Below are 12,374 nucleotides of genomic sequence, written 5' to 3'. Positions count from 1 at the left end.
CAGTTTGCATATGTACGACCGCGCCGGTGCCTAGACGACATTCGCGGGCGGCTGCCCGATGACCTTGACACGCATTGCGCTACACCGGCCGTCGACGCTGACGGGCACCTCACCATCCACGGCCGCGCGACGAACGACGCGGCGCTGATCGCCATAATCCTTCACTGCATAATGCATCGTGGCGCGGTTGTCCCAGATGGCAACATCGCCCTGCTTCCAGTTCCAGCGGACAGTGTTTTCCGACGCGGTAACATGAGACAAGAATAGGCCGAACAGCCTTTCACCATCATATTTCTGTATGTCGGCAAAACGCTTCACATACCCCCCAAGCACCAGCGCGCGTTCACCGGTCTCGGGATGGACTCGTACGACAGGATGTTGGGCCTCGAAGTTCGTCTTGCTATTGATCTCATCGTAAACATTCTTCTCGGCTTCGCTAGGGTGGTCGAACACGGCAAAATCGTAGGCGTTGCTGTGAACAGCCCAAAGATCGTCGGCAAGCCGTTGCAGCGGCCGCGGCAGGTCGAGATATGCGGCTGCAGTGTTCGACCACACAGTGTCGCCGCCGACTGGTGGGATAACAACTCCTCGCAGCACTAAAATCTTGGGATAGGCATCGACGTAGGTCACGTCGGCGTGCCACACGTCAGCCCGGATACCTGCCCCTGCGGAATCAAGTTCGAGCATCGACAGCGTTCCCTTGCTAGGAGCTACCGTGGGAACGGGCACAAGCTTCCCAAAACGAAGTGCAAAGCGCTCCTGCTCTGCGTCATCGAGATGCCCCTGATCGCGGAAGAAGATGACCTTGTGCTCGAGCAGCAGTCCGTTGATCGCAGCAACGATCTGGCCCGGCAGATCGCCCGACAGCTTGATATTCCTGATTTCGGCGCCGATGCGCGCCGCGCGTTTGACGACATCGGTGCGCGGAATGCCGCTGTCAATGAAAGCTGTTTCACTCATCTTATATTCTCCGACGTTGGCGTTCTTCACTCGTCAAAACTCCTTCAGCCGCGACACGAACGTGAGAATGTCGGCGCGTCGTTGATACGACGGGAGATCGACCACTTAACTTCGTTCATTTGACACCATTCTCCGCTTCGATGATCTTCTCGCGATCGCGAATTGTCTCGTCTGTTCAACGCACCTGCGAAACAACCAGGTGCGGATAGAGATCGGTGACATTGCTGGTCTCCGACAAGGCCTCGCTACCAAATGATCCGCAGCAATTGCCGTGCCAGTCGCGAGAACTCGATCTAAACGTTCACTTACCTAAGGGATTTTCTCAGGCTGCTAAGGACAGCTTAGCTCTACGTTCTAACGCGTCATACTTTGCTGTCGCATACACAACAGGTGCGGTCGAGATGCAACCGGAGCTCCCGGCCCTCTCCTTAAGGAGCGCAATGCCCGCAATTACGTCAGACTCCGACCTCAATAAGCGGAGCATTGAGGCATAGACGCCATGCGTGCGACTTTCCTGCACATAAAGACCTGCCTACTTCGCAACATCAACCACGGGCAGCATAAAAGCGTATCCGGAACGACGTGGTGCGCTCGACAGTTCGAGCAACATGCGATGGGCCGCGATTCCAAGAGCCCGTTGGAACCGCTATATCTAGCCCGTACGAGCACCGTTGCGGGCGCGCGAATTCTTCGCATCCGCCTTCGCGGTGAAGTCAAGTAATTCAGGCGCTTCTCGATTTCTCTGCCAATACGGCTTAAGCTAGGGCACGAAAGCCGCATCGCTTGGCATTCCGCTTTAGCTGTGATCGCGAACTACCGTAAGCCAGAGCGAAATACTTCATCGCGCTCTCTGCCCGATGCTCCCGCTGCGAGCCTGCAGTTGAAAAGGTTGCTTTGCAAGGTTTTGCCAAGACCACTATGCTCTAGCCGCTCCGTATTTATCGACAAATTTCTCGCCCGGGGCTCTCCGAGTGGCGTTCCAAAACGGCTCCGAGCTATTCCATCCAGATCATATCTCTTCCATCTGATTGTCGTGAGCACAGTCTGATGATTCCTCGATGCGTGATGGGGGCATTACAGTCTCGCGAAAGCGAGTTCGATGCTCTACCAGAAATGGGAGACTACATTAATTCATTTTTGCTCTATTCAATGTTCGGGGCTAGCCTTTTTCGCGAAATCGGTAATGCAACAAGCGAGTGATGAAAGCACCATGGCCATTCTAGAAACGGAAGCTCGTGGCGCGGTTTTGGTCGCGCGTTTCAATCACGCCAAAGTTCATAATCCAATGAGTTTGGCACTTGAAAACGCTATTCGCTCAATATGCCGAGAGACAGAGGATAATCCGACAATACGGGCCTTAGTGTTGACGGGAGGGAACGACCGATCCTTTTGCGCTGGTGCCGATTTCACTGAGGTGGCGCGGCTTTATGAGCGGAAGTCTGTAGAGGCGAGTATCGACAGGTGGATCCACTTCTATTCCACGATACTCATGACCACGAAGCCCGTTGTTGCCGCTATTGGTGAATACGCCGTAGGCGTCGGCTTTCAGGTCGCGCTATGTTGCGATTGGCGCGTCGGATCGCCAGCAACCAAGCTGCTTATGTGGGAGTTGAAGCATGGGATTGCCTGTCCAATCGGCGCTTATATGCTCGAGAGATTTGTGGGCCGCGCGGCCATGTCTGATATAATCTATGGGTGCGAGGCCATTCCGATTTTGTGGGCTGTCGACCACAAATTGCTTCACGAGGTCGTCGATTCGAGTAGTCTTTTGGAGACAGCTATCGCGCGAGCGCAGGTTCTCAGTGAATTTCCGGAAATTACTTTTCGCCGAACGAAGGAGACGGTAAACCGGTCCATCATCGCAGGTCTGCAGGCTATCGCGCCCGATGCGAAGCAAGCTCATGTTGCGAGTGTTGCGAGCAGAGCTGCTCAACCACACTTCAAGCGGGTTCTAAGGCAGTAGTTTTGGCTGCGAGATGTGTAACACCTCGATGCGACGTGGTCGACAGCTGGCTCAGCTTGTACTAGCTCGCATTCGAGTCGCTAATTTTGCGGTGCGAAACAAAGTTCGCTCGCATTCGATACTTAATCTTACTGAAAAGCATGACTGCCAGTGTCGGCAGCGCGTTGTGATCCTAAGTGTCCAGTAGATGAGTGATAAAATCTTAGCTGGAGGGACACATGCAGTTTCTAAGTAAAATCACGTCCTCATCACCGCTAACGCACGCCGATGCCGTCTTGGCCAGGCCGCCTGCTGCTCGCCGCTTTCTACATGCTTTACATTCGACTAACTTGCGGACCGCACTTAAGATCAGCGCGATGTCGACGCAAAGACAGCTGCACTAATCAGTTTTTTCGAAGTGGAGCGTCGCTGCGCCGTCTCTCCTGGTTGCGGGAACGACACTTAGCAATCATGGATCTCTAGTTAGCGTGCGCCAGTCTGCTCCCGTCTTGTCTTGACCATAGTGTTCATTGTCAGCCTCACGATAGCCTTTTTGCCTTTGCGAGCTCTCTTTCGGAGAGCATTGCCGTTCCGATAATGCCATCACCCAACAATTGTGCGATCTCGTCGTCCGAGAGGCCGAGAAGCTCTGATAGGATATCTCTGTTATGCTGTCCGAGTGTCGGCGCCGAGGTACGGATCCCATATGGTCGTACACTTTCGCGGATCGGCATCGAAGGCTGCTGATGCAAGCCGATGAAAGCGCGTTCTACTTCCTGCAGAAATGCGCGCGACCTGAGGTGCCGATCATTGAGCAGGTCAATTGGTAGCCGGACCACACCGGCAGCAACGTTTGAGGCTTGCAAATCGAGCATGGCCTCGTCAGCATTGCGAGTGACCGTCCAATTTTCGATGCCCCTCTCTATGACATTTTCGACCTTACGGCGAGTTTCCGCGCATTTAAGTGAAGCGTCCATCGCCCAGTCTGGTCGTCCGATAAGTAGCGCAAGCCGCCGCCACATCTGCTCGTCAGTCGCGGCTACCACGATCCAATTGTCTTCTCCCGCGCAGCGGAAGCAGCCATGCGGCACGAACTGCGGGTGTCGATTGCCGTACCTCGTCGGCGAAACACCCATCGACTGGACGGTGATCCATGGCGCAGCGAAAGGCATCATGCATTCGATCTGGGCCAAGTCGATAAACTGTCCCTGCCCTGTATTTTTGGCATGAATAAGGGCAACCAGAACTGCAGCGCATCCATTCAGCCCGCCGACAGGATCGCCAAAGGCCGTGTGGCTCATTGTCGGTGGCCCATCGGGCTCTCCTACCATCCCCGGCAACCCCGATCCCTGCTCCAAAGTCGAGCCGTAGGCTCGGCAGTGCCGATGAACGCTGTCTGCGCCAAAAGCTGACATCGACATCATGACGAGCTGCGGGTTCAGCGCTCTAAGCACGTCATACCCAAGGCCTAGCTTCGGTAGCACGTCGACTGAATAGTTACTAACGACAATATCCGCTCCGGCTATCAGTCGTTTGGCAAGATCGAGGCCTTGCGGCCGTGTTAGGTCGAGGGTGATGCCACGCTTATTACGGTTCATTATGCAGAACCGCGCAGTCTTTTCGTACATCTGGCCGTCGACGTAATCACATCTTCGATCAACACCGCGCCACCAGTCAGGATATTGGATAGCCTCAATCTTGATAACGTCCGCACCAAGGTCAGCCAGGACGCGCGTACACAACGGGCCTGCCCACCCCATCGAGAAGTCGATGACGCGAACTGCTTGCAACGGCGGCCGACCGGCATCAGCACAGCCGGAGGACGCTGATTCAGTGCTGACTAGTTGCCTTAGCGGATTCGCGAAACTCTGCTGCTCCCCGGGAGCCGGAACCCTCCCGCCGCGCCGCGGTGGGGTTAGCGTCAGCCGTTGCATCGAACCGGTAGTAACCCCCTCCTCCTCACCAATCACAACAGGCACGATCGCACCGCGCGCCTTTTTCTCCCGGCTGTGAAGCAGATCGGAAATGGTAGGCACCGGGACAATCGGGATCTTTCGTTTTAGTCCCTCCGCAAACCACTCCTGTGCGGTCCGCGCCTTCAATCTCGGCATGAACTCTCGTTCGATCCGTTCCATATGGTGCATACGGTCTTCGGCCAGAACCAGAGCAGGATCATCGCGCAAGTCGACCAAGCCAAGCATATCGCAAAATGCCCGCCATTGTGCCGGCGTGGCGGTGGTAACCCCCAACCACCCTTCCTTCGTTTCGTAAATCCCGACGGGAAAGCCCGGCCAGAACCGGTTAATGCCAAGTCGGCGCATCTCCTCGCCGTGCGCGGCCGCCTCGAACATGAGAAGCTCACTGGGAGCGAGGTTCGCTTCGAATATGCTAAGCGACCACGATCGCCCTGCGCTCGTCTGGACTTGAGTTACGGCCGAACAAGCCACTGCGATAAACCCCCACAGACCGGCGAGGATACCCGTCTGGAAATCCGGTGCGTGCGACGGCGGGCCCTCGACCGGGCCAACTAGCTTGATGAGGCCGGCGAGCGCGCGGACTGTCGAATCGGTTGCCGCGAATCCTGAATAGGGGCCCTCGCGGCCGAACCAGCTCGCTTCGAGGTGGATCCACTTAGGGCGCCGCTTGCGTATCGCGGCGACATCAATCGACGCGCAATCCGCAGTATCGACATCGCGGCCGTCGACCAGAACGTCACAATTTTCGATCAGAGTCGTCAGCCGCATAATCGCGTCCGGATTGCTGGGATCGATGATGATGCTTGACTTGTTGAAGTTCAGGAATGCGAACCAAGCGCTCTGTGCACCGGGCGTAAGTGGCGCGCTGTGGCGGAGCGGATCACCTGCCGGCGGCTCAACCTTCTGAACATCGGCGCCGAAATCTGCAAACAACCGGGCGCAATAGCTGGTTGCGGGCGAGCTACCTATTTCGACGACGCGTAGATGCGATAACGCTCCCATCGATGACTCCTTTTTCAAGCTATACAGATGCTCCGGAACATCATCGGCTACCCGATGCAGCCTGTGGCCAATAGGAGCAAGGCGCTACTTGCCAGACGTCGATACACGGCGTTTGCGAGCGGCTGATGCCCTGGAACGGCGCCCGCTTCCGCGGAGAACGGACCACTGTTCACATGTGACGCTGCCCTAGATCCGCGCATAGCTCTTGGCGACTCGCCCCGGGAGGTAGCAACGACCGTGCCAGCTCGGATTGGGAACCGAAGAGGAAGCGCGCCTAGAAGCCGATGATTGCGCTCGGCTTAACCGAGTATTGTCCATACGCGACATTACGCCGCAATGAAAAGGCACGCGTTTCGCCCCTGTGTGCGATGCGCCGCCGCGTGCGCTCGCGACTTTTCCTTCGCGGTGCGGAGCCCGGCCACCATGCCTTGGCCCGACGCAACGACCATCGAGCTACCCCAAACGGAAAACTCGCTGAGCGCACCTCGATTTAACGCGATCTCTGCTCCGATATCCACCCGGCCAAAATTCCCCGTCTAGATAACGCTTGGACCGGAATAGCGGGCTCATCGCGGTCTCGAGGTTCTTCGCCTTGGCCACAACCGCCTTGCACGCGGGGCAGGATGAGATTGCGAGCTAGAAACGGCATGACGTCGAACGACGCATCGATGGGAAGAGCGTCCGTGCTAGGGGCCCCTGATCCTCAAGATAGATGTTCAAACTCGGAACGACACCAATTTGCGTCATCTTTGTCGTGCCATGCAGGTCTGATTGAAAACGTGATGTCGGAAATCCGACAATAGCGACACGACAACCGCCGGCACGCACCGGTGTTTATCTCGGCAGCTAAAGGGCACGCATCAGATTCCGCGAGAGGCATGCGGATTGCTGGGATGAGGAAGAGAGAGCCTCAAATGTGGCGCGGTTCTAGGCGTTTCTGATGAGGCTTACCCGATCGACTGCTCATAGATACCCTGGCGCTGTTTGTGCTTGGCAAGAACGGCGCAAAGACAAATTTCACCTGGTTGGCCAAGGAGATTGCTGCAGCTTCCTAATAGAAATCCCGTCATGTGGCGGCGTTGTTGCTATGTCATACATGCTGTCGAGGTTGGGTTTCTGATGTTGTACTCAGCTGCTAATGGGAACGATGCACGATGTCGCGACTAAACGCTTTGAATTCCAGTAATGTGCCGCCCAAGCTGCGCGCAGTATTGCCTGTGTCGCCCGGCCCGACGTTCCCGACCGCGGCGTTGCCCTTGGATCCCATCGATCGTCAGACCAGTCTTGGCGAGCTCGCCTATACTTCTCTGAAAGAGGCAATTGTCGGAGGCCAATTTTCGGACGGCCAGAAGCTCACGGTCCGTGCGGTGGCTCAGGCTCTAAGCATCAGTACCTCACCAGCCCGCGACGCGATCATGCGACTCATCAGCGAAGGAGCACTCGTCAATTCCGGGCCCAAGACAGTGGTTGTGCCAACCCTGACGTTGGCCGCGCTCGACGAGGTGACTTCGATTCAACTGATCCTTGAAGGATTCGCTGCGCGCGTAGCCACGGAACGTATTGCGAGCCAGACAGTGGAGGAGCTTAAGGGCCTGGAACTGCAGCTTAATGCCGCACTGGATACGGCCAATTACGCCGCCGCGCTGAAGGCAAACAAGGCGTTCCATTTCTTGATCTACAAAAGCGCGCAAATGCCTCGGCTGGTCTCGATGGTCGAGTCACTGTGGCTACGGATTGCGCCCTCCCTCAGCGGTGCTTATCCGACATTTGTAGATTCCCGCATCGGTCTTAGCAATCACATGGAAGCAATAGCCGGCCTTGAGGACCGTGATGAGGCGCGCGTCCAGGCCGCAGTCGAAAAAGACATCCACGACGGGTACCAGCGCTTAGTTACCTGCATCAGGCAACGGCGAAGATGATGGCTTACAAATGGCTGATCTCGACGCATCCAGTTATCCTGACGATGGCTCCATCAAGCATTTCCTCCTCCTGTTCCGACGGCACTCACATTGAGGCCCCTGTTCGCGTGACCCGCTCCACCGCGCCGGGGGTGTTTACGCGACTGCCCTCCATTGCGATCGAGCTGCATCCAATCTCGTTGCCATAGACGCGAACGCCGGCCCCATCTGTTCGATATCGCGCCCTAAAAATTCCTGGACCTAAACAGCAAGTTCTCCATCCGCATCCATTTCACGCATTCGTATAATCGCTACAGCGCGGAACAGTAACTTCACGATAGTACCTTGCGATGCGGAGAATGGATTACACTTGCAGCGCTGGTTTGACGATCAAGCGCGCATCGGCGAGGCCGGAAGGGCTGCGACGTTTCTGGATCTTCAGCCATTCCAAAGCGGCCGATTGAAATACGGTTGAGGGCGGCGCGGCTGATGGCGGTCTCGGGCCCATAGCCAGGAGCCTTGGCCAACGAGTTTTGAGATGGGCAGCTCGGTGCGCCCACACCGCTGCTGCAAATAGGAATGGATCTCGCGCTCAACTGGCCGGCAATTATCGGCATGGAGGGATGTCCACTCGGCGGCAGTAAGACATGCGATAACGTTCGGCGCGCTTCAGCACCGGTACGACCGCTCCGATCGCCGCAACAGGTCCTGCAATGTCGGCTGGAATGAACTGCAAAAATCCTGCATGGGCGGGATACTAGACTAGTTTCTGTCGCGAAACACATTTCGCCCTTTAAAATAAGGGTTATCGCGCGATTTTCGAGTACGTTTTTTCTTGCGGCGCACATGTGCACGGTATCACATACTTGATATGAAGCATGTTGATTCGGAATCGCCTTCTGATGTCGCGCGCTGGCTGCAAAGCGAATCGGCGACTCTTTGGCCTGCGTTTTTGGGTTCGCTGAGCCTGCGCCGGAGTCGGTGCATCCGCAAGAATTGCCCAGCGTGCCAGTCTGGCGAGCAGCATCAAAGTTATGTGCTGTACGGTCGCGTAAACGGGCGTCGCGCTGCGGTCTATGTGCCGGAAGAGCTTGTGCCGGAGGTTCAGCGCAGTCTGGACAACGGACGCGCCCTGCAGGAGCTGCTGCAGCAGGCCGCGCCGCGCTACGTGAATGCCTTGAAGCGAGAACGGGCCGAAGCAACCAAAAGCAAGAAGAGCCGAGCGGTGTGAGAGCGACGTCGCGACAGATCAGCTTTGCCGATTGGGAGCTGATGCGGCAATGTGATCAGGGCATTCGCCTGGAGCCGCTGCTGGAGGCGATATCCGGCTTTCTCGACGACCAGCGGGACGTCGTCGAGCGCGTCCGGCGGGATCTGGTGCGTGGCCTGAAGCAGCCCGATAGCGGTCGTCACGGATTGACGGCGACACAGGTTCTGCGCTCGCTGGTTCTGATGCGGCTCAAGAACTGGGACTATCGCGAGTTGCGTGAACGCATCGCAGATGGATTGACGCTTCGTCAGTTCACCGACTTCTACTGCGCGCCGGTGCCGAAGCATGACGCCTTTCAGCGTGGCTTCATCCGTCTGACCCCGCAAACGCTGAGAGCGGTCAACGATTTGGTGGTTCGGGCAGCGGTCGAACTCGGATTGGAGGACGGCGCGAAGCTGCGGGTCGACACTACGGTGGTGCAGACCGACATTCATCATCCGACCGACAACACGTTGCTATGGGATGTGGTCCGCGTCGTCACACGCTTGGTCCGCCGTCTGGCCAAAGCGCTGGAATTGCGAAGAATCAAGGGCTTTTGCGACCGCACGCGCGCGGCGCGGCGCCGGATGTACGAAATCCAGCGCATGACGACGAGGCAGCGTCACGAGCAGCAGACCCGAACGTACCGGGTGCTCATCGACATCGCCGAGGAGGTCGTAGGAAACGCGCGCGCGGGGCTTGAGAGGACCCGCGCGATGCGCGGCAAGGACATGTTCGCCGACATAGCCATTGAGGAACTGGGCAGGCAGATCGAGCACTTTTGCGGGCTGGGAGATCGTGTCATCGATCAGGCACGTCGTCGTCTGCTCTTTGGTGAGCAGGTGGCTACCGACGAGAAGATTTATTCCATCTTCGAGCCCCATACCGACCTGATCAAACGCGGCAAGGTGCGCACGCCGGTCGAGTTCGGCCATAAAGTCTTCCTCGCCGAAAGCGCGGAGGGCCTGATCACGCAATACGAGGTGCTGAAAGGCAATCCGCCCGACGAGGTTCACGTGGCATCTTCCCTCCAGCGCCACAGGCAAGCCTTTGGCCGTGCCCCGCAGCTGTACGGCTCGGATCGTGGCTTCTTCAGCGAGCAGAACCTTGCCTCGTGCAAGCACGCCGGCGTCAAGGTGGTCTGCATTCCGCAGCGTGGCGGCAAGAGGACGGGACGACGTGAAGCGTACGAGAAGAGCGCGGTCTTCAAGAATGGTCAGCGCTTTCGCGCCGGCATCGAGGGACGCATCTCGGTGCTGTTCCGAGGCCGCGGCATGAAGCGCTGTCTTGCCGAAGGATGCGACCGCTTCGAATTGTGGGTCGGCGCTGCCGTGCTCGCCAACAATCTCATGAGGATTGCGGCAATGCTGGGGGCACGATTGCCGCGCAGGCAAAAAGCGGCTTGACCTTCATGGTGCCCCCTTCGCCGAAGCCGCAGGTCCACTCGCGGCTCAACGCCTCTTGATCTGAAACCCCGCTGCTCAATACCGAAACCAGGGCCCGAAAATCTCCCTTCGGAGCTTGCCGATCCCTGCAGCCACGGGCATTTTGTGCCCAATCCATCGGCATAACTTAGATTGCGCCACTCAAGCCGGGCGTTTCGCGACAGAAACTAGACTAGTGCCAAGGTAGTCGCGCTATCTGTCTCGAGTTCGAGGCATTTTTCCTGACACGAACCGATCGACAATCGAAATATGAGTTAAGAGGGCATGGTGTCCTTCGTGAGAGCATCGCGAAGGGAAGCGCCGAGGACTTGGCCTCAAGGACATGCGTTCGAACTCTAACAATAGTTCGAAGAGCTTTTCTCCTTCCTCTCCCCATAAACTAATAGCACCTTGGCTCCGCGAGGCAGCCCATGCAGTTTTCCGCGGAATTGCAATTGACACCTCAGGGGGGGCCGCTCCCATTTCCAACTGTATCAGTCAGCTTTTCCAAGATGCAGTCGCAGAGCCGCTCTATGTCGCGCACATCATGATCGGCCGTAATGCAAACCCGAATCCCTGCCTTTCCTTGCGCGACCGTCGGAAAGAACGTCACGGAAGTATAGAAACCTGCATTGAGAAGCTCTCTCGCTATCGCAATTGCCTTGGCTTCCGATCCAATGGCAATCATTCTGATCGGAAGTGAATTGCCTTGCTCCGCGGTCACCACGCGACGATCAAAGACGGCGATTCGTTCCGCCAACCGCCTTCGTCGTTCGGCAAGCTCTGGCGACTGGTGGATCTTACACGAGCCAAGTGCCGCGCCAACCGCCGCCAAGTTGGGGGCCACCGAAAACGCATAGGGAATAGAGTAGCGCCGAAATAGAGTCTCCTGGTCGAGCGTTCCGAGCATCAACATGCCGCCCGATGCGCCGAATCCCTTGGCTAGTGAGGCTGCTATAATTGTGCGGTCACCCAGCAGTTTCGGAAACTGGGAACGAGCAAATCCTTCGCCTTGCCTTCCGAACAGCGATATGCCGTGAGCATCGTCGATGTAGAGAAAGAGCCCATAACGCTCTTGGAGCTGCCGTAGTTCCTTGACCGGTGAATTCCCTCCCATGGAATAAACGCCATCGCATACATACGCGACTACAGGATGTTCACGGCACAAGCGTTCGAGAGCGTCGATGTCATTGTGCGCAATCGTTTCCACACGCGCTTCATCAGCGACTACCGGCTTGTGATAGGCGAGCGATATGTGTGCAATACGATCGAACGCGATGACCGGCTTCCTTCCGCTCGTCAATTGGCCCGAAGCGAGGATGGGCATCGCACCCAAATTGGCGAGCATAACGCTGGAAAAAGCGAGCACGCGAGTGCAGAACATCTCGGACAGGGTTGCTTCAAGCTCTGCCAGAAGATCGAAATTGAGCCGCGTCCGCGCGCAGGACCAATGCAGTGACCGATGCGCCTCGATCGCCTCGATCGCCCCAGTGACTATCGCCGGATGATTATCGAGCCCCAGGTAGGAACATCGCACAAAATCGATCATCTGCGGTCGATTATCAATGGAGCCGGCGCCCAAAGCAAAGGCACGTCCGGCCGTTGAGCGTCCTTGGATGCCCATGAGACCAGCCGCGTGAGCTGCATCAAAATGCGGCCTACTCTCGTTGATCACGTAGGCGGTGTTCCGAAAGTGACCAGTCGGCCGTCCATCATCCGAAAGAGCGATCTGCTGTTGCATTTCATTCTCCATTCTGACCTGGAAAAAATTACGCACGCGACCGCAGGGACGAGCCCCGGCCGACTGGACGCTTTGTACAAAGATTGCGGGCAGCTTGATCCCTGGTTCGACGAGCTAAACCATTGTTCTCGCTTGCGCAGCTACCAAATCGGAGAGGGATAGAGCGGGCCGGCGTCCGCAGT

7 protein-coding genes are annotated in these 12,374 nt (G+C 57.1%); 4 read left to right on the top strand and 3 right to left on the bottom strand.

What is annotated here, in order from left to right; genetic code table 11:
- Positions 1-30: 30 nt before the first annotated feature.
- Entirely contained in the window at positions 31-960 is a 930-nt protein-coding gene (locus tag XH93_RS10105; protein WP_194475078.1) for a TauD/TfdA family dioxygenase, read from the bottom strand.
- 1,099 nt (positions 961-2,059) lie between these two features.
- Here XH93_RS10105 and XH93_RS10100 point away from each other — a divergent pair.
- Positions 2,060-2,923 (top strand): enoyl-CoA hydratase/isomerase family protein, encoded by an 864-nt coding sequence (locus tag XH93_RS10100; RefSeq protein ID WP_194473371.1) that lies wholly within the window; start codon positions 2,060-2,062, stop codon positions 2,921-2,923.
- A 518-nt stretch (positions 2,924-3,441) separates the two neighbouring features.
- Here XH93_RS10100 and XH93_RS10095 read toward each other — a convergent pair.
- Positions 3,442-5,898: a CaiB/BaiF CoA-transferase family protein gene (locus XH93_RS10095; protein ID WP_246799552.1), complete on the bottom strand. Its 2,457-nt coding sequence runs from the start codon at positions 5,896-5,898 to the stop codon at positions 3,442-3,444.
- Between the two features lie 1,136 nt (positions 5,899-7,034).
- Between XH93_RS10095 and XH93_RS10090 the strand changes: the two genes are divergently transcribed.
- The 3 genes from XH93_RS10090 (at position 7,035) to XH93_RS10080 (ending at position 10,433) form a co-directional block, all read left to right on the top strand.
- Complete coding sequence (locus XH93_RS10090; protein ID WP_194473370.1) at positions 7,035-7,799, top strand: GntR family transcriptional regulator; 765 nt, start codon at positions 7,035-7,037, stop codon at positions 7,797-7,799.
- An 850-nt stretch (positions 7,800-8,649) separates the two neighbouring features.
- Entirely contained in the window at positions 8,650-9,009 is a 360-nt protein-coding gene (locus XH93_RS10085; protein ID WP_194469053.1) for a DUF6788 family protein, read from the top strand.
- The gene (locus XH93_RS10080) at positions 9,006-10,433 is read left to right on the top strand and encodes an ISNCY family transposase (protein WP_194469054.1); all 1,428 of its coding nucleotides are present in this window, start codon (positions 9,006-9,008) and stop codon (positions 10,431-10,433) included. The genes XH93_RS10085 and XH93_RS10080 overlap by 4 nt, the downstream gene beginning before the upstream one ends.
- Before the next feature lie 481 nt (positions 10,434-10,914).
- On the opposite strand, the gene XH93_RS10075 is transcribed toward XH93_RS10080, so the two are convergent.
- The gene (locus tag XH93_RS10075; protein WP_246799551.1) at positions 10,915-12,192 is read right to left on the bottom strand and encodes an aminotransferase class I/II-fold pyridoxal phosphate-dependent enzyme; all 1,278 of its coding nucleotides are present in this window, start codon (positions 12,190-12,192) and stop codon (positions 10,915-10,917) included.
- Positions 12,193-12,374: the final 182 nt, after the last annotated feature.

Source organism: Bradyrhizobium sp. CCBAU 51753, from assembly GCF_015291565.1.
GTDB classification, from domain to species: domain Bacteria; phylum Pseudomonadota; class Alphaproteobacteria; order Rhizobiales; family Xanthobacteraceae; genus Bradyrhizobium; species Bradyrhizobium ivorense.
Note: the sequence above shows the minus strand (reverse complement) of the source record. Positions and strands in the feature narration are given on the sequence as shown.

Coding starts and splice junctions, on each gene's coding strand:
- XH93_RS10105 (WP_194475078.1), bottom strand. CDS start 960: ATGAGTGAAACAGCTTTCATTGACAGCGGCATTCCGCGCACCGATGTC.
- XH93_RS10100 (WP_194473371.1), top strand. CDS start 2,060: ATGCTCTACCAGAAATGGGAGACTACATTAATTCATTTTTGCTCTATT.
- XH93_RS10090 (WP_194473370.1), top strand. CDS start 7,035: ATGTCGCGACTAAACGCTTTGAATTCCAGTAATGTGCCGCCCAAGCTG.
- XH93_RS10085 (WP_194469053.1), top strand. CDS start 8,650: ATGAAGCATGTTGATTCGGAATCGCCTTCTGATGTCGCGCGCTGGCTG.
- XH93_RS10075 (WP_246799551.1), bottom strand. CDS start 12,192: ATGCAACAGCAGATCGCTCTTTCGGATGATGGACGGCCGACTGGTCAC.